Genomic DNA, 16,930 nt, shown 5'->3' on the forward strand with positions numbered 1-16,930 from the left:
ACGGCCATGGCCGTGCCCACCATTCGCAGGTCAACTGACGGCGGCTACCCGGCAGCTCCGGGAGCGCCCGACGGGCCGGGCAGAATGGGTTGCCCCTCGCCCGCCGGCACGGTCCCGACCGGTGCGCCCTTACCCGTTGCGGTACCGCCCATTTCAGCGAGCGGAGCAGCGATCGGCGCAGGCGCAGCGGCCACGGCGATGGGTGCGCCGACGGGCACCGGTGCCGCAGCGGGTACGGGTGCGCCGACCGGAACCGGTGCGCCGACCGGAACCGGTGCGCCCACCGGAACCGGTGCGCCGACCGGAACCGGTGCGCCGACTGGTACGGGTGCGGCGACGGGTACGGGTGCGGCGACGGGCACGGGCGCCGCGGCGGGAACGATGCCCGCGGACTGTACCGAGGCGGCGCTGCACGGGACGGCACCTCCGCCTGCCGCTGCGGCTCCACCTCCGCCGGCACCGCCAACCCCGGCCCCACCGGCCGCCGCCGCATCGCCTGCGGAGGTCTCATAGCAATGAATTCCGCCCGTCACCAACGGCAGTGCCGCCGCGTTCGAGCTCAACGCCACGGTGGCCGCGCAGAGCCCGGCGGCGGCGACGACATGGATAGCGAGTCGACCAAAGGCAATCGTCACTATCGACCCCCTTAATTGTTGGGTAAATGACAGCGGTGGAATTCCGCAACCGAACCGTATAGCAACACGTAAATGGTGTCTAGCCGGGATTTGAATTGGTTGCCAGGCTGACACAGAAACGAACCGCACCGTGACTACGCCGTGTTGAAAACGTGACGTCAGCCGCAGTGCAGAGGGAATATGGCCAGCTCAACTACCAAAATTGACAAGCCCCAGAATGGGAATAGCGCGAGATCGATTCGTGACCGAAGCGAATGCGAATCGAGCTTTGCGCAGTGAAGAAGTGTGTGCTCGGCAAGGAAGTCCAAGGGTGCCGAAAATTGGATGATCGTCCCGCATGTCTGCGACCAAATGAACGATTGGTTCGGCGGCACCCGGGGGCGACCCAGTCCATCTTGGCACTCGGAGTGGCGGCGCCCCGTCTCCCGGGCTTGACGACCAATGACGCCCGCAGGAAGGCGGACGGGAGCAAATAACCTCGACCGCCTGCGCGGCTGCGTTCCCGTCGGGAACGCGTGACTCGCCGCCGCGGTGCGACCGCAACTAGTCCCGTTGCCCGGCTGTGGCGCGATAGGGCCGGAAGAACTCGCGAAGCTCTCGCGCATAGAGCTCCGGCTCCTCGAACGGCGCGAAGTGTCCGCCGCGATCCGGTTCGCCGACGTAAACCACGTTGGCCACCCGATCGAGCCAGGCGCGCGGTGGGTGGGCGATGTCGGCGGGGAACAGTGAGAAGCCTGACGGCACCTCGACCCGGCGCGCGTGCTGATCGGTCGCGATGGCGCCATTGGCGTGGTACATCCGCATCGACGGCGCGATCGATCGTCGAAGCCAGTAAAGCGTTACGTTGGTGAGGATCTCGTCCTTGGTGAAGCGTCGCTCGACGTCGCCGTCGCAGTCACTCCAGGCACGCAGCTTCTCGACGATCCAGGCGGCAAGTCCGGCGGGGGAGTCGGTGAGTCCGACTGCTGCCGTCTGCGGCTTCGTGCGATGCATGGCGCCGTAGGCCCCCTCGGTCGCCGACCAGGTCGCCGCCGCGTCGAGATAGTCGCGCTCCGGCGGCGTCAGAACCGCGGGGTCGCCAGTGAAGACGGGCAGCCCGGCGTCGATGCGGTGTACCGCCGCGACGTGATCGGCGTGGTCGAGCGCGAGGTAGCGGGCGACACCGCTGCCGATGTCGCCGCCCGCTGCGCCGAATCGGGAGTAGCCAAGGAGCTCCATGAGCCGCGCCCACAGACCGGCCACGTCGATGGTGTTCAGTATCCGGCCGCTCGGAGCCTCCGAGTACCCGTAACCCGGCATGTCCGGTACGACGACGTCGAAGGCGTCGGCGGGATCGGCGTCGTGCGCACCAGGATCGGTGAGCAGCGGAATGACCTTCGAGTACCGCCAGAACGAATCCGGCCAGCCGTGACAGAGCACGAGGGGCATGGCAGGCCCGGTGTTCGCGGCCGATCGGACGTGGACGAAGTGAATGTCGAGGTGATCGAGCTCCACGTGGAAGTGGGGATGGCGAGCCAGCAGCGCCTCCTGCGCGGGCCAGTCGAACCCGTCCGTCCAGTAAGTGATTAGCTCGTGAAGGTAGTCGACGTCGGCCCCCAGCTGCCATTCGGCGCCGTCGGGCGCATCCGGCCAGCGGGTCGAACGCAGCCTTGACTGGAGGTCGTCCAGTTCGGCCGGATCGGTCAGGAGAGTGAACGGAGCCGGGCGCGCGGAGTCTGGCATGTCCTCATGTTATGCGGTGCAGCAAGACAATTGGCGCTTGTGAACCATCACTCGACGGCGTTTCCTACGCGGCGAGAGGGAGGCCGCACAGCAGCGGCGGACAATCCCCGGGAGCGGTTCCGACGCCGCCGCGGGTACAGCCGGTCCGCCGACTCGACCCCCACGGACGAACGGGTTGCTGCAAACGGCAACGGCACGGGATGGACGGCTCTAGAATTCGGCCATGCAGGCGTCCGTTGGTGAGTTGCTGGGCACCGTGCTGGCCAGCCTCGTCGCAGACGGAGAGGACTTCCGCGCGGCCCATGCGTCCCAGGGGTGGTCCGGATGGTTCCTCACCGCCCTCTCGGTGCTGGCCCTGCTCGCCGTAGGCGGCATCGCCACCCGCGTAGCGACCCGGCTGGTCGATGGCTCCACCTCGGAGCTGACCATCCTGCTGAACGGATCGGCGACGTTCTATGCGCGTTGGCCCGAGTATCGACTGGCAGCCGCGCCCCGCGGCGAGCTAGTGGCCGAAGCTGCCCGGTGTCGGCGCATCATCGAGTTGCTGGAGAGACGGTCGACCGTCCCCACCCAGGACGTGCCGACGCTGAGCGGCTGTGTCGATGGATTGCGGTCATGGGTCGCGCTGCTCAGCAGCCGCATTGCCAGCACCGCCGACGCACCAACGGGTGCGTCCTACGCCTAGCACGTCCGGTTGCCCGCAAGGCCGGTAACAGCGTTTGCCGTACAATTGCGGACGAGTTTGCGGCAAGCCACCGGTGTCCTCATGGTCATCGCCGAAAGAGTGTGCGTTGCCACGACCACGTCGTGGCAAAACGGGGTGTACGTCGACAGTGGCATAGACGGGGGGTTGTGGCGATATCGGGTAGCCAGATTTGTCGCCGCATATTTGCTACGGTGACAGTTCTTTTGTGCGTCAACGCACTGGCCCCGGATGGCGATGAGACTGCCCGGTGGGGGGCGGTGGCGCTCCAGGCGATGGTCGGGGGCGGGGCGCTGGTCTGCGCCTTGGTGATGGCGCGGCGAGGGACAGGGCTCGCACGCGGGTGGCGATTGCTGGTGGTCGGCGCCATGACCAGTTGGCTGGTGGGCGAGGTGCTCTGGTGGTCGAGCGACGCGAGTGAGAGCGGCGGAGCGGCGCCCTCGGCGGGAGTCGCCGCCTACTTCCTGCCGCCGATGTTGTCCCTGGCCGCGATGATTCTGTTGGTACGCAGCGGCGGAGGTCTACGCGGTCGACACAACGGGCCCCCGCGCCATGCCCGGGCGCTTGCCGTATTGGATGGAATGGTAGCTGCGACGGCGTTCTCGATGGTGGTCTTGATCGCCGGATTGGGTGCGTCGACCACCGCAGCCCTGCCGCGGTCACAGCACCCCAACATCGTGATCGCCTACACCGTCTTGGAACTGACCGTGGTGGTGTTGGCGGTGCTGATGGCGATGGCATACCGGCGCGATCGCCCCTATCGGATGAACTACCTGCTGCTGTCGGGGGGAGTTCTGCTGATCGCGGGGTCCGACCGGGTGGTCGCCTACCTGCAGACCGTCGACCTTGAGTCCGGCGACGTGTGGGGTGGCCTCGGACTCATCCTCGGGCCGTTGATGATTGGCTTCGCCGTGCTCGAATTGCCGCCGCCGAGGGATGGCAGCCGGGCCAGCGAGATCGTGGACGGGGTGCCGTCGTTCCTGCCCTTCGTCGGGTTCCTCGGCATCGTGGTGCTGTGCGCCTTTCACCTGTTGATCGGCCGGCAGCTCCCCGTGGTGGTCGTCTGCGTCGGCGTGGTGATGGTGTTGCTCGTCACCGCACGACAAGTCGTGGCGATGCGCGCGCAACGGCTGTTGACGCGGCGGTTGTACGAGGCGCAGCGCCGACTAGACCATCAGGTGCACCACGATTCACTGACCGGACTTCCCAACCGGGTGCTGTTCGCTCGTCGACTCGACGGAGCAGTGCGGCACGGCAAGTTCGTGCTCATCTTCGTTGACATCGATGACTTCAAGGAAGTCAACGACAAGTTCGGCCATGCCGCGGGTGACGACCTGCTGTGCGCCGTCGGAACTCGGCTCCGTGGCTGCGTCGATGAGTCAGACACCCTCGCCCGCATCGGAGGTGACGAGTTCGCCATCCTGATCGAGAACGAGTTCGAGGCACCCGAGGTCGTGGCCGATAAACTGCGAGTCGCGCTGAGGGATCCGTTCGCCGTGCACGGCTCATCCGTTCGCGTGCGGGCCAGCATGGGTCTGGTCCACGCGGGAGTCGGCGACCCGGCGCCGACGTCCGACGATCTGATGCGGCAGGCTGACATCTCGATGTATGCCGGCAAGCGTCTCGGCAAGGACACTGCGGTGATCTACTGCCCGAAATCCGGTGTGACAGTTGATTTTCCGAGCGCGCTGCGAGATGCCAAGGGCGGGGTCCCCCAGGGATTCAGCCTGGCCTATCAACCCGTGGTGACCCTCCCCGGTGGGAGTCCGGTGGCGGTCGAGGCCCTCGCACGGTGGTCGGCCCCGAACGGCATGCAGATCCCACCGGAGACCTTCGTCGCGGTGGCCGAGAGCGCCGGCCTCGGTGCGACCCTCGACGCGATGGTGTTGGAGGTCGCCTGTCGCGAACTCCAGGCGGCCGGGCTGCACTACGGCATTCACGTCAACATCGGCGCCGCGAGGTTGGGAAACAAGGCTTTCGAGAAGCAGGTGCTGCGGACTCTCGACCGCCATTCGGTCGATCCGGAGCGGCTCGTCCTGGAAATCACCGAAACCGTACCGATCGTGGATCTGTGCGAGGGCGCCAGAGCGATTCAACGCCTCAGTGCGACCGGCGTCCGGTTCGCCCTGGACGACTTCGGCGCGGGATACAACTCACTCAGCTACCTCCACGCCCTCCCGGTCAAAGTCGTCAAGATCGACCGCAGTCTTCTGGGGGGCGCCGAGCCCGATCAGGGCTTGGCGCTGTATCGCTCGGTGATCGGATTGTGCACGGACCTGGGGATGGAAGTGATCGCCGAGGGAATCGAGCACGAAGCTCAGGCCGAGACGGTCTTCGCCGCGGGCTGCCGACTCGCCCAGGGTTACCTGTTCGGGCGGGCGGTGGGGATCAACGACGGGCGGGCGGTGGGGATGAACGACGGGCCGGCGGTGGGTATAAGTGACGTCTCATTGACGCGGGCAGGTGTGTTTGAGCGTCGGTGAGTGCGGGGATGTGCAGACGACGAAGTCGACAGGAGTCCGCGCATGAGGTTATTGGCCAGGTTCAAGAGCGTGGTGAACATCGTTCATTCAGTTGCCATGGGGCGAGCACTTGGATACGCACACGTCCCACTGCTCCACCTGATGCCTCCAACCGACCATGCGCAGGACTTCGACGCGTGGGAGCGGGAGCGTCAAGGTGGGCGCGAACGTCGGATCACCTTGCGATGACGGCTCTTCCGCCAGACCCAGATCCCGCGAACACGTCGGTCGCCGCTGGTGGCGTCGAACCTGGTGACACGCCGCCGGACTCGGCCCAGACGTCGGCGTCGGCCAATCAGGACCCGCCACCCCGTAGCCGATTCACGCCGGCCATGATCGCGGCGATGGTCGCCGTCGGGATCTTCTTCGCGGTCTTCTTGACGATCTCGGTGCTCTACTTCCTGCAGGCCATCGGCGTCATGCCCAGGTGGTGACCAGTCTCGCCCGTGTGACCGTCACGACATGAGTCGCGCAGCCCAGTTCTACGGTGAGGTGTCGGGTTGTTCGTGACGCTCAAGAGCGAAGAGGGGAGGGTGACGTGGTTGAGCTGACGCTGCTGTTGGGGCTGCTGCTGGCCACCGTGGTGCTCGCACCGATCGCCGAGCGGTTCAACGTGCCCTACCCGGTCGCGCTGTTGGGCTTCGGACTGGTGCTGGCCTTCACGCCGGGACTGAAGGTGCCAGAGGTCAACCCGGACCTGATCCTGCCGCTGGTATTGCCTCCGCTGCTCTTCGCCGCGGCGCGGCGCACGTCGTGGCGTCAGTTCCTCGACAACCGGCGCGCGATCGGCCTGCTCGCCGTCGCGCTGGTCGGGGTGACCGCCTTCGCGGTGGGCGCCCTGCTCTCGGCCCTGATTCCAGGTCTGCCGTTGGCGGCCGGCCTCGCGCTCGGTGCGGCGGTGGCGCCGCCGGATCCGGTCGCGGCGACGGCGGTTGCCCGCAAACTCCGCCTGCCGCAACGGCTTCGGACGGTGCTCGAAGGGGAGGGTTTATCCAACGACGCCACCGCTCTGGTGCTCTACGAGGTCGCGGTGGCCGCCACGGTCACTGGCGCGTTCTCGCCGTGGCACGCCGGTGGGACGCTGGTGCTCGCCATCACGGTCGGTGTGGCGATCGGCTTGCTCATCGCGGTGATCACGCGATGGTTGGTCGGGCGGTTACCGCCGCACCCCGCGGCCAGCGCCCTCATCCTGGTGGTGCCGTTCGCGGCCTACGCCGCCGCGGACGCCGCCCATGGCAGCGGAGTCATCGCGGTGGTGACGGTAGCCCTGGCGCTCAGTCGCGCCGGCGACGTCGAGTCGTCGCAGACCCGGTTCGTCACGGGCACCACCTGGGAGATCGTCGAGCTCCTGGTGACCGGCGCTGCCTTTGCGTTCGTGGGGTTGGAGCTGCGTGCGGTGGCGGGCAGCGTCGGTGGGCCGGTGGGCGAGCTGGTCTGGCAGGCGCTGTTGGTCACCGTCGCCGTCGTCGTGATCCGGTTCCTGTGGATCATCCCCGTGGCCAGCCTGGACGAACGTATGCGACGGCGGAAGAACGACACGGCCGAGCCGACGGGGTGGCGGGAGATGACGGTGGCGTCCTGGGCCGGGATGCGTGGCGTCGTCACGTTGGTGGCGGTGCTCGCCCTGCCGATCGGTCCCGAGCCGTTCCCGGAACGGGATCGGTTGATCTTCATCGCCTTCGTCGTCATCGTCGTCACGTTGCTGGTGCAGGGGCTGACGCTCCCACTTCTGGTGCACGCCTTGAACGTACGTGCGCCCGAAGGTGACGAGGAGGATCTCGAACAGCACCTGATGCACCGGGCGCGTGAGGCGAGCTCACGCTGCCTTCGGGAGATCGAGGACAGGCCGGACGCCGATGGTGACGTCGTCGGCCAAGTGCGAGAGAACGCCGACCGGATGTGGCACTCGATGGGGTTGCGACCCCGCGACGGGAGTGCAGACCGGGACGCCGAGCACGTGGAGCACGCGGGGACGGTCAACGCGATGAAGGACGAGTTGCTCGCTGCCGCCCGAGAAGCAGTGCTCGAGGCGCGTGCCGAACCCGGTACCGACCCGACCGTGGTCGACCGGGTGCTGCGCAGACTCGACGCCAAGGGCAGCCAGCCCGAGTGACGTCGATTCAAACCATCGTTGAGTGAAACCTGGGGAAGTGGAGGATCAATGGCGAGCGAGTGCGAAGGCAGTGGCCGTGACCTACCGGCAGGCCCGCCTCCCGACGAGGCGACCACCTGCCCGGTGTGTGGACGCGCGACCAAGATCGAGGCCAGTGACGACGGGGGTGGCGACAGCTACACCGTCGCGCGGCACGACCGGGTCGCCGGGTAGCTCCGCCACACGGCGACCTGACCGATGGGCCACTACTCGACGACGAATACCGGGATCAAGCGATCAGTCTTGGTCTGGTATTCGGCGTATGACGGGTAGGCCTCGACGGCCAGCTTCCACCAGTGCTCGCGCTCCGCGCCCTCGATCTCGCGGGCCGTCAGGTTTGCGATCTTCTCGCCGTCCTGCACCGTGACGGCCGGGTTGGCCTTCACGTTGAAGTACCACGACGGGTGCTCCGGGGCGCCACCCTTGGAGGCGACCATGGCGTACCGGCCGTCTTCCTCGACGCGCATCAGTGGGACGTAGCGCTTCTTGCCCGACTTCACCCCCGTCGTCGTGAACAGGACGATGGGTCGGTCCTGCACCTCGACGCCGTCGGTGGTGCCCTGCTTCAGGATGCGTTCGGTCTGTTCGCGGACCCACTCGGTTGGGCTCAGTTCGGCATGCTCAGTCACGGGCCGCACAACGACCGCCGCGGGGCCCTTATTCCCTCGTTCGCGCTCCGGGCCGTCCAGCATTGCGATCTCGGCGGGCATCCGTTTGCCGAGACTGTCGTAAATCGGTTGGGCCTTGAAGAATTCGGCAACCAGCACCGCTGCGGCGGTGGCCGCCATCATCGGCACCGCGACCGATGTCGTCGCCGTCATCTCGATGACGATTACCATGCCCGTCACGGGGGCCCGCACGGTGGCACCGAAGAACGCGCCCATGCCGACGATCGCCATCGGAACCATCAGCGACGTGGCGTCGCCGGGCCAGAGGGCGTCGACGACACCGACGAACAGCACACCCCAGAGGGCGCCGATCGCCAGCAGGGGAGCGAACAAGCCACCGGGGACGGCTGCGGAGTAGGACAACGGCCCCGCGATGAATCGCACCAGCAGGTAGCCGAGCATCGCGGGTACCACGACGTGGTTGCCGCCGACGATCAGCTGCGTCAAGGTGTCGCCGCCACCCACCGTCAGCGGATCGACGGCCATCAACAGCCCGATCACGGCTCCGATGATGCTCGCCTTCAACACCTTTGGAATGAGACGCACGCCTGCGACGGTGTCGAGGAAGACCAGAAGCAACCTGTTGTAGGCGACACCGAGACAGCCCGTGAGGAGTCCGAAGACGGCGAACAGCGGTAGTAGCGCGACGGACGGTGCCGCGATCGGTTCGACGAGGAAGTCGGGATGATTGCCGACGAGCAGCCGTGAGCAGCCGACGGCGGTCGCGGCGGCGAGCACCGTGGTCAACACGGTCCGGACCCGGAAGGACTTCGTGGCCTCCTCGAGCGTGAACAGGACGCCGCCGATGGGCGCGTTGAACGCCACCGCCAGGCCCGCGCCGCCCAGTGCGGTCTGCATCATCCTGACGTCGGGGTCCGGGAGACGCGCGCGCCGTGCCGCCTCGGCGCCGATGACCGCACCCATGTGCACGGTTGGTCCCTCGCGCCCAAGGACGAGACCCGATCCGATCGCGATGACTCCGCCGATGAACTTGGCTGGAAGGAGGAGGAGCGGTGGCGGCGTTGCCGAGCCGCGGAACACGGCCTCGACGTGCTGGATGCCGCTGCCTGCGGCGAGGGGTACCCGTCGCACGATCAGTGCGGCGACCGTCGCACCCAGCGCGGCGACGGCGACGGGTACCAGCCATCCCGGTCCTGGGAGCCGGTGCGCCCAGTCGACCAGATCCGTCCTCAGGACGTCGGCCCTGTCCAGACACCAGCGGAAAGCGCCCCCGACGAAGCCGATGACCACGCCGGCGATGATCGCGGTGACGCACACGAGCGCCCCGCCGCCCAACGGCGCGGGCCTTCGTGCTGGATCCGGCGCGGGTTCCGTCGGCGCGGGTTCAGTCGGCCCGGGTTCAGTCACTGTGATCGGCGAGTCGGTTCGGCGGGGCCGGGGCCGGAGTGACGAATGACGGGCAATCGGTCTCCTCGACGGCTGAAGGTCCGATCAGTCTCGCACGGAGGTTATCCCGTGTTCTCCCGGTTTCCGGGGATGGCGGTAGGCGCGGCCGGCGCCTGCACGGGTGGCGTGAACTTGTTTCCACCGGTCGGGTTGATGCTCTTCTCCGTCGGCGACACCGAGGGCGGCGTCGTCGAGCTCGAGGTCGAGCTGGTCGACGGGCTCTCCGAGCCGCCACCTCCGCATGCGGCGAGCGCCACCGCCATCACACCGAACGTGGCAGCGGTCGCCACCGTGCGCGCCACGCGGGCGGTGTCGAGGTCTAGTGGCATCACATCTCCAATCGCGGGGGGTCGTGAGATGTAGCCAACCGCAAGTGGAGGCGATTCCGGTAACGCGATCGTGCTCGACCGTTGCCCATTCCGCGCGTCTTCGCGGCGCGATGGGCACAGTCCGATTCAGCAGTGCCGCAGGGCAACTTTCGCGTGCGCGTCGGCGTACTCGCCGGGTGTCGTGCCACGCCGGGTGCGGAACTCCTTGATGAAGTGCGACGTGCTGCTGTACCCGACGGATCGGGCCACCTCCGCCACGCTGCGCCGCTCGTCGGTCAACAGTTCGCAGGCGCGGTCGAATCGCGCGTGCTTGACGTATTGGTAGGGCGACGAGCCGGTCGCCTCCCGGAACACTCGGGAGAACGCCGAGGGACTCAGATTGACGTGCTCCGCCAATCGGGTGACGGTGATGTTCTCGTCCAGGTTCTCGCTGATGTAGTTCACCGCGGCAACGACGGGTTGCCGCCCAACCAGACTGGTGGCGAAGTGCATCAATCGGTTGGAACGATCACGCTGCAGGATGCGGTACACCAATTCCCTGAGGTAGAGCGGCGTCAGTACGTTGCGGTCCGCCTCGGTTCGCGCGGACCGCACCAACCGGAGCACCGCGCCCATCAGTTCGTCGTCCAGCGAGGACATCAGGCATCCGTCGGAGGCGTACCGAACGGAGCTGCCCTTGCTCTTGATCCCACTGGTCTTGATCCCACCGCCGTCGCGCATCTGATCGCCGATGCGGCGCACGGTGGCCGGTTCGATCTGTAGTACCAGGCACAGGCAAGGTTCGGCGGGCGAAGCGTCAAGGAACTCGATTCGATATCTCGAACGCCTGCCGACGACGACGTAGTCGAATTGGTCGTAGACGTGGAGTTCGCCACGGTCGGTGGCTGCCGTCCGCCCCTGAGCGACGATGCACAGCGAGAGGCCACGAATGTCCTCCCAGCGCGGCTCGGTCGATCCGGTGAACCGGTAGACGGTCAGGCTGGGCAAGGGGGTGACGTTGGCGCCGACATTCGGTGCGTGCCTGTGCAATTCATCGATGAGTTGACGTGAGGTGGCGCAGTGCTCGATCGGGTCGCGGGGGCTCATGGTCGGCACCTAGCCGATCGGTAGCCGGCGCCGAATGGACTGTGACGTGCCATGAGACGATTTCACCCGTGGTGATGCTCGTCGTCCAATACCCTCGTGCCATCGATCGATAGGCGACCGCTACCGATCGTCGCGTTGCAGCTCGAACACCGGGATCGACCGACTGGTCTTGCGCTGATACTCGCCGAACTGCGGTTCCACCTCGGACTGCTTGGCATAGATTTCGTCGCGCTCGGCTCCGCTGAGTTGGCGCGCGGTCACGGGGAACGTCTCCGTGCCCAGTTCCACGACGGTCTGCGGGTTGGCGACCAGGTTGTGATACCAGTCGGGATTGGTGTCGGATCCGCCCTTGCTGGCGAAGATGTAGATGCGACCGTCCTCGATCAGCGGTACCAGCGGCGCGATTCGCTGGGTCCCCGACTTGGCCCCCACGTGGTGCACGAGGATGAGCGGCTTGTTCTCGAATATGCCGCCCGCCCGTCCTCCTGACTCGCGGAACTCGGCGATGACCTTCCGGTTCATCTCGTCGAAGTCGATGGCCTCTGTCATTGATTCGTCCTCCGGTTCGGGGCTGGGGCGCCCTCACGATAAGCCAGTCGACCGCCGTCGATTATTCCCGGCCCGCACCGACGCGCGTTCAGCGGACGGTCCGGATGCCGGCGAGGATGAGGTCGATGCCCGCAAGGAACTGGTCGCGGTCATCGTGCCCACTGAGCTGCCCGGCCACCCGGTGCACGAACGGGTACTCGGCGGGGTCCCGCTGCGTCCACAGTGCGGCGACGTTCGCGAGGAACGCCGACCGGTCGGTCCCCGGCGCGATGTTGCGGGCGTTCGCGGCATTTTGTCCCGCGACGCCGAGGATGTAGTTCAGTAGCGCAGAGGCGCAATCGAATTGGGCGCGCTCGGGGACGCCGAGCGCATCGAGCCGCCCACCGATGCCCTCGAAGATCTGCACCATCGCGGACTGCCACGGCTCGCGGGACAATTGGGTACCCACCCACGGATGCGCGTCGATCGCGTCGAACAACCCGAGAGCGATGGCGCGGATGGCGGTTCGCGGTTCCGCACCACCGACCACGTCGGCGATGACCCGGGCGATGACGTCGTTGGTCGTCGCCGCGAGGAGGTCGTCCTTGTTGGCGACGTGCCAGTAGATCGCTCCAGGTCCGGTCGCCAAGCGTGCGGTGAGGGCGCGAAACGTGAGGGCCTTCTCGCCCTCGGCGTCGAGGATCTCGATCGCGGTCTCGACGATCCGATCCTTAGACAACGCGTCAGCGCGTCTCTCACCCCGTTGTGTCCCACTCGCCATGACATTCATCTTGACACGACTGGAACGTTGTTCCAAGCTATGCCTGGAACAACGTTCCATGGGATTTGAAAAGGAGCACGATGCCGACACCGGTCACGATCGTCGGGGCAGGCCTCGGCGGCCTCACCCTTGCAAGGGTCCTGCACGTCCGCGGCATCGCCGCGACGGTCTACGAAGCCGAGCCGACAGCGGGGGCCCGCACCCAGGGCGGCCAACTCGACATTCACGAGGCCGACGGACAACTGGCGCTCGAAACGGCCGGCCTCACCGCCGAATTCCGCGCGATCATCCACCAGGGTGCCGAGGCGGCCCGTGCGCTCGACCAACATGGAGCGGTGCTGTACGACGAACCGGACGATGGCACGGGAGGGCGTCCCGAGGTGCTGCGCGGCGACCTGCGTCGAATCCTCATCGAGTCGCTGCCGGACGGCGTGATCGAGTGGGGGCGCAAGGTCACCGGCGTCGTCGCCCTCGGTGACGGCCGACACGAACTCTTCTTTGCGGATGGCTCCACCGTGGTCACCAGCCTTCTCGTCGGCGCCGACGGCGCCTGGTCGAGGATTCGACCGCTGGTCTCAGCCGCCACTCCCGAGTACGCAGGCACGTCGTACGTCGAGACCTACCTGTACGACGCCGACCAACGGCATCCGGCAGTGGCCGCAGCCGTCGGCAACGGGGCGATGTACGCGCTGGCGCCGGGAAAGGGCATCGTGGCGCACCGCGAGGTCAACGGCGTCCTACACGCCTACGTCGGTCTGACCAGGCCAGCCACCTGGATCTCGGGCATCGACTTCACCGACGCGACCGCCGCGACGGCCCGCGTTGCGACCGAATTCGATGGCTGGGCACCGGAACTCACCGCGCTGATCACCGACGGCGACACCGCTCCCGTGCTGCGAATGCTCTACACCCTCCCCACTGGGCACCGGTGGGACCGAGTGGCGGGCGTGACGCTCCTCGGCGACGCCGCGCACTTGACCCCACCCGGCGGCGACGGCGCGAACCTGGCGATGCTCGACGGAGCCGAACTCGGCAACGCGATCGCCGCGTACCCCGACGACGTCGAAGCGGCACTCGCCGCGTACGAGGCCGCACTGTTCCCCCGCAGCGAGGCGGCGGCCGTGGACGCGCACCACATCCAGGAACTCCTCCTGGGCGACGGCGCACCCCACGCGCTCATCGACTTCATCGCGGGCGCGCAGGGGTGAGCGGCTAGCCGCTGACCCACGGCAGTTCGTTGCTCTCGCGTCGAACGACCTCGTCGGTGCGGTCCTTGGCCCAGAAGTCCTCGAAGCGCTCGCCCGGACGCACATTGGGAACACGGTTCATGATGCGGCTCAACCACTTCGGAACCGTGGCGGGTTCCCACTGGGGTAGGGCGGAACTCAGGGCGGCAAGGGTCTTGAGCACGACGAAGATGCCGAACAGCGCGTTGGACGCCCCGGTGACCGCAATCGCGAACAGGCCGAAGATCAGCGTTAGATGGACGACGACTACTCGACTCAGACCGCGATTCGCCAGTTGCTCGATCTGCCAGAACGACCACCTGCGCAGACTGCGCAGGTCAACCAGGAATTCGATGGTCAGAAATGCCATCACCGCCAGGCACCCGAAACCCACACTGCGCCAGTCGACTTGAGCAAGCTCGTCCTTGCCGTTGTGGTGGAGAAGGAAGATGAACGCGGCGAGGAACACGGCGTGGGCTCCGCAGAAGGCGAAGCCGGTGACCACGAAGCCCGTCAGGAAGGACGCGGACTGGCCGCTGCGCCGGTTGGCGCTCGGCGCCCGGTAACAGAAGTGGCCCCGGCGGGGGGCCCACCGTCGCTGAAGAACGATGCGGGCCGAAATCAGGAGGCAGGCCGCGACCGTCTCGAACCAGTAGACGACCAGTGTGGTACCACCCGACCACTGCCCGCCGAACCAGCCGAGAGCGGGCACGCCGACGACCCCCAGCAGGGTCAGAAGATGAACGATGTGTGTCACTGCGACGTCAAGCTACGCCCGCTGGACCCGACTTACAGCCTGCCGAGTAGTTCGGCCTTCTTCGTGGCGAACTCCTCATCGGAGAGGATGCCGCGTTCGTGCAGACCGGCCAGCGACTCGATGGCCGAGATGATCGGTGCGGGATCTGCAGCCAAGGGCGCCTGAGGAGGAGCGGGCATGGGCGGGTGTTGCGGCTCGGGAACGGCGGCTGGGGTGTGCGCGACCTGCCGCGCACCGAGTTCGGTCAGACTCGACACGTCGAAGGTGCCCAACTGACTGGTGAAGCTCACCGAGCCGGGGCCACCGCCCTGCTGTTGCTGCACTCCGCCGATGCGGTGTTCGCCGGTGTCGAAAACCCTTGTCACGCCGCGAGCTTGGATCGCGAGCCGACGGATGCCAGGAAAGACCGCATAGCGCGCATCGTTCTGCCCGCCGGATGAACTGGGAACGCCGAGATCGGCAGGCCACCAGTTCGCCGAGGTCGGACCGGCTGGCGAGGTCGGACGGGCTGGCGAGGCCGGATCGGTTGGCGAGGCCGGCTCCGGGAACACCGTGGCAGTGGCGAGCAGCTGGGCCAGCTCGCTACACAGCGCATCGACGCGTGCCTTGAGCGCATTGTCGAACATGTTGCCGACCATCGTCATGCCGCCCCGCATCCACTGCCCGGAGCCTCCGAGCTCCGGGATGGCGAACTGGGCCATGGTGCCGCCGCCGGCGTGCACGGCGAACAGCATCGCCAGCACGGCCTCGCGGGACAGACCGAAGCGTCGGGCGATGTCGGCGATGGCGTGCTCGGCTTCTGGGGTCACCGCGGCCTTCATGATCGTCAATCCTCCGTCGTCGGTGTCCGCTCGAGGTTACGCAAACCCCGGCTGATTCGACGACGACGCGGAGGGATCCTCGCCACCGGTCCAGACGTCAGCTCTGCTTGTTGACCCAGTCGCCGCCGTTGTCGACCAACAGTCTGATCTGAGCGTCCCACGTGCGGCGGCGAAGGAAGTTGAGCGCCTCGACGAGCAGCAGGAGGAGGAAGCCAGCGATGGCGACGATCGTGCAGTAGACCGCGAAGGCGGCAAGGGCCACCTCACCGGAGGCGCTCGAGGGATCGCGCGGCGCGGCGCTCGGCCGCTGGTCGGCGTCGAGCCACACGGTGAACCGATCGCCGGCGCGCACGTAGTGATCGACCTTGACGGTCTCGACGTGCGGCAGATACCCCTGGGTCCACTCAGCCGAGACGGTGGCATCGGCGGTCGCCAACTCGTCGGCGATGGGGACGGTGCCGTCGGCCACTGCGGTCGCCTGCACGGCGTGAACGCTCTTCGCCTGGGCAGTGATCTCCCGGACGCGTTCGTCGCGAACGTCGGACGCGAAGTGGACGACCGCGGGGAGTGCCAACAAGGCCACGAATGCGACCAGGATGATGGCCAGCGCCTCGACGCGGTCACTCCGCCGGATCAGCGGATTTCGGCTCACCAACGGGTGGATGGAACGAAGCGCCAACACCGACGTTGCTCCGATCGAGCCGTCCGGATGTGTTTGCCCCATGCTTCGATGGTGAACCTGATTCGCCGTGGTTACCAATCCACGAGCACGTACGGGACGAAGATCACAAGTGGCGTGAGACCGACGCCACACGTGGCCTGAGACGGGCGCCACACAGCTAGTTCCGACGTGACTTTCGACGTGCCCTCACGACGGCCGAGCGCAACGTGACCGCTCGCCCTGCCCCGTCGGTGACGTCCCGGCGCGGAACGTCGTCTTCGACCGTGACTAGGGTCCAATTCTCGTCGAGGACTGCGAGCACGTCGGCGGTGGTGAAGAACACGGCCTCCTGCATCGCGCCACCGGAGATGTCCAGGTTCGATGGATGATGGCCGACGATCAGCAGCGTGCCGCCGGGACGTACCGCCGACGCCAGCCTGCGAAACAGCTCGAACCGCTGCGCGACGCCGTGCAGATAGTGCGCCGACACCAGGTCGAAGGCCGCCGCTGGCGGCGTCCACGTGCTCAAGTCCGCTCGTACCCAATCGATTCGAGCCGCGACCTCGGGGCCCAGCCGGTCGGCATGGTCGCGGCCCCGTTCGAGTGCCGTCGCGACGAAGTCCACCGCGGTCACGTCCCACCCGCGGCTCGCCAGCCACGTCGCGTCGACCCCGTCGCCGCAGCCCGCGTCCAGAGCGGCGCCGGGAGTCAGCTGCCCGGCCGTGTCCGTCATAGTCTTGTTCGCTTGGCGCAGAGCACCTCTCGATTCACGACGCGCAATGTCCCAGCGTCGTTCCCAGAATGCCTCGCCCAGCTCCGATGCATTTCGCTCGGTCATGGTGCGACCTCCTCCCCGGCCGAGTGTGGCCAGCGATCGGAGCGATTGCCAAGATCGATTGCCGATCAGGCAACGCGCGGGGCGGTCGACCGCG

The 16,930-nt window shown here is 67.1% G+C and carries 17 protein-coding genes and 1 pseudogene; 7 read left to right on the top strand and 11 right to left on the bottom strand.

The features are described from left to right. Positions 1–44: 44 nt before the first annotated feature. Both ABW137_RS26415 and ABW137_RS26420 read right to left on the bottom strand, forming a co-directional pair. Positions 45–635, bottom strand: coding sequence for a hypothetical protein (locus ABW137_RS26415; protein WP_526404427.1), 591 nt, complete (start codon positions 633–635; stop codon positions 45–47). A 543-nt stretch (positions 636–1,178) separates the two neighbouring features. Then, positions 1,179–2,357 carry an alpha/beta fold hydrolase gene (locus ABW137_RS26420; protein WP_526404428.1) on the bottom strand — a complete coding sequence of 393 codons (1,179 nt, stop codon included), beginning with the start codon at positions 2,355–2,357 and terminating at the stop codon, positions 1,179–1,181. Between the two features lie 223 nt (positions 2,358–2,580). Between ABW137_RS26420 and ABW137_RS26425 the strand changes: the two genes are divergently transcribed. From ABW137_RS26425 to ABW137_RS26445, 5 genes are all read left to right on the top strand, one after another. Beyond that, positions 2,581–3,042, top strand: a complete 462-nt coding sequence (locus ABW137_RS26425; protein WP_526404429.1) for a hypothetical protein — start codon at positions 2,581–2,583, stop codon at positions 3,040–3,042. A gap of 212 nt (positions 3,043–3,254) precedes the next feature. Beyond that, the gene (locus ABW137_RS26430; RefSeq protein WP_526404430.1) at positions 3,255–5,543 is read left to right on the top strand and encodes a putative bifunctional diguanylate cyclase/phosphodiesterase; all 2,289 of its coding nucleotides are present in this window, start codon (positions 3,255–3,257) and stop codon (positions 5,541–5,543) included. A 224-nt stretch (positions 5,544–5,767) separates the two neighbouring features. Next, the gene (locus ABW137_RS26435; protein ID WP_526404431.1) at positions 5,768–6,016 is read left to right on the top strand and encodes a DUF6480 family protein; all 249 of its coding nucleotides are present in this window, start codon (positions 5,768–5,770) and stop codon (positions 6,014–6,016) included. A gap of 104 nt (positions 6,017–6,120) precedes the next feature. Then, positions 6,121–7,695, top strand: a complete 1,575-nt coding sequence (locus ABW137_RS26440; protein WP_526404432.1) for a Na+/H+ antiporter — start codon at positions 6,121–6,123, stop codon at positions 7,693–7,695. Between the two features lie 48 nt (positions 7,696–7,743). Beyond that, on the top strand, positions 7,744–7,908 hold the full coding sequence (locus ABW137_RS26445) for a hypothetical protein (protein ID WP_526404433.1): 165 nt from the start codon (positions 7,744–7,746) through the stop codon (positions 7,906–7,908). A gap of 32 nt (positions 7,909–7,940) precedes the next feature. Here ABW137_RS26445 and ABW137_RS26450 read toward each other — a convergent pair whose 3' ends face one another. Then, complete coding sequence (locus tag ABW137_RS26450; RefSeq protein ID WP_526404443.1) at positions 7,941–8,363, bottom strand: nitroreductase family deazaflavin-dependent oxidoreductase; 423 nt, start codon at positions 8,361–8,363, stop codon at positions 7,941–7,943. A gap of 78 nt (positions 8,364–8,441) precedes the next feature. Further along, positions 8,442–9,698, bottom strand: a pseudogene (locus ABW137_RS26455) (H(+)/Cl(-) exchange transporter ClcA); the annotation flags it as partial. Between the two features lie 180 nt (positions 9,699–9,878). On the opposite strand from ABW137_RS26455, the gene ABW137_RS26460 reads away from it, so the two are divergent. Beyond that, entirely contained in the window at positions 9,879–10,172 is a 294-nt protein-coding gene (locus tag ABW137_RS26460) for a hypothetical protein (protein ID WP_526404434.1), read from the top strand. Positions 10,173–10,264: 92 nt separating this feature from the next. On the opposite strand, the gene ABW137_RS26465 is transcribed toward ABW137_RS26460, so the two are convergent. The 3 genes from ABW137_RS26465 to ABW137_RS26475 form a co-directional block, all read right to left on the bottom strand. Further along, positions 10,265–11,224, bottom strand: coding sequence for an AraC family transcriptional regulator N-terminal domain-containing protein (locus ABW137_RS26465; protein ID WP_526404435.1), 960 nt, complete (start codon positions 11,222–11,224; stop codon positions 10,265–10,267). Positions 11,225–11,344: 120 nt separating this feature from the next. Next, entirely contained in the window at positions 11,345–11,773 is a 429-nt protein-coding gene (locus tag ABW137_RS26470) for a nitroreductase family deazaflavin-dependent oxidoreductase (RefSeq protein ID WP_526404436.1), read from the bottom strand. Between the two features lie 88 nt (positions 11,774–11,861). After that, positions 11,862–12,491 (bottom strand): TetR/AcrR family transcriptional regulator, encoded by a 630-nt coding sequence (locus tag ABW137_RS26475; RefSeq protein ID WP_526404437.1) that lies wholly within the window; start codon positions 12,489–12,491, stop codon positions 11,862–11,864. A gap of 122 nt (positions 12,492–12,613) precedes the next feature. On the opposite strand from ABW137_RS26475, the gene ABW137_RS26480 reads away from it, so the two are divergent. After that, entirely contained in the window at positions 12,614–13,741 is a 1,128-nt protein-coding gene (locus ABW137_RS26480) for an FAD-dependent oxidoreductase (RefSeq protein WP_526404438.1), read from the top strand. Positions 13,742–13,745: 4 nt separating this feature from the next. On the opposite strand, the gene ABW137_RS26485 is transcribed toward ABW137_RS26480, so the two are convergent. From ABW137_RS26485 to ABW137_RS26500, 4 genes are all read right to left on the bottom strand, one after another. Continuing rightward, a complete protein-coding gene (locus ABW137_RS26485; RefSeq protein WP_526404439.1) occupies positions 13,746–14,516 on the bottom strand; it encodes a DUF6498-containing protein in 771 nt (256 codons plus the stop codon). Positions 14,517–14,548: 32 nt separating this feature from the next. Continuing rightward, positions 14,549–15,337 carry an SHOCT domain-containing protein gene (locus ABW137_RS26490; protein ID WP_526404440.1) on the bottom strand — a complete coding sequence of 263 codons (789 nt, stop codon included), beginning with the start codon at positions 15,335–15,337 and terminating at the stop codon, positions 14,549–14,551. 97 nt (positions 15,338–15,434) lie between these two features. Continuing rightward, positions 15,435–16,061 carry an Rv1733c family protein gene (locus tag ABW137_RS26495; protein ID WP_526404441.1) on the bottom strand — a complete coding sequence of 209 codons (627 nt, stop codon included), beginning with the start codon at positions 16,059–16,061 and terminating at the stop codon, positions 15,435–15,437. A 115-nt stretch (positions 16,062–16,176) separates the two neighbouring features. Further along, entirely contained in the window at positions 16,177–16,836 is a 660-nt protein-coding gene (locus ABW137_RS26500) for a class I SAM-dependent methyltransferase (RefSeq protein WP_526404442.1), read from the bottom strand. Between the last annotated feature and the right edge of the window lie 94 nt (positions 16,837–16,930).

The sequence above is a fragment of the Mycobacterium sp. genome (assembly GCF_040509115.1).
Classification (GTDB): Bacteria; Actinomycetota; Actinomycetes; order Mycobacteriales; family Mycobacteriaceae; genus Mycobacterium.

Bases quoted from the DNA above. Each gene is read 5' to 3' on its own strand.
- ABW137_RS26420 (WP_526404428.1), bottom strand. From the start codon at position 2,357: ATGCCAGACTCCGCGCGCCCGGCTCCGTTCACTCTCCTGACCGATCCG.
- ABW137_RS26425 (WP_526404429.1), top strand. From the start codon at position 2,581: ATGCAGGCGTCCGTTGGTGAGTTGCTGGGCACCGTGCTGGCCAGCCTC.
- ABW137_RS26435 (WP_526404431.1), top strand. From the start codon at position 5,768: ATGACGGCTCTTCCGCCAGACCCAGATCCCGCGAACACGTCGGTCGCC.
- ABW137_RS26445 (WP_526404433.1), top strand. From the start codon at position 7,744: ATGGCGAGCGAGTGCGAAGGCAGTGGCCGTGACCTACCGGCAGGCCCG.
- ABW137_RS26465 (WP_526404435.1), bottom strand. From the start codon at position 11,224: ATGAGCCCCCGCGACCCGATCGAGCACTGCGCCACCTCACGTCAACTC.
- ABW137_RS26470 (WP_526404436.1), bottom strand. From the start codon at position 11,773: ATGACAGAGGCCATCGACTTCGACGAGATGAACCGGAAGGTCATCGCC.
- ABW137_RS26480 (WP_526404438.1), top strand. From the start codon at position 12,614: ATGCCGACACCGGTCACGATCGTCGGGGCAGGCCTCGGCGGCCTCACC.
- ABW137_RS26490 (WP_526404440.1), bottom strand. From the start codon at position 15,337: ATGAAGGCCGCGGTGACCCCAGAAGCCGAGCACGCCATCGCCGACATC.
- ABW137_RS26495 (WP_526404441.1), bottom strand. From the start codon at position 16,061: ATGGGGCAAACACATCCGGACGGCTCGATCGGAGCAACGTCGGTGTTG.
- ABW137_RS26500 (WP_526404442.1), bottom strand. From the start codon at position 16,836: ATGACCGAGCGAAATGCATCGGAGCTGGGCGAGGCATTCTGGGAACGA.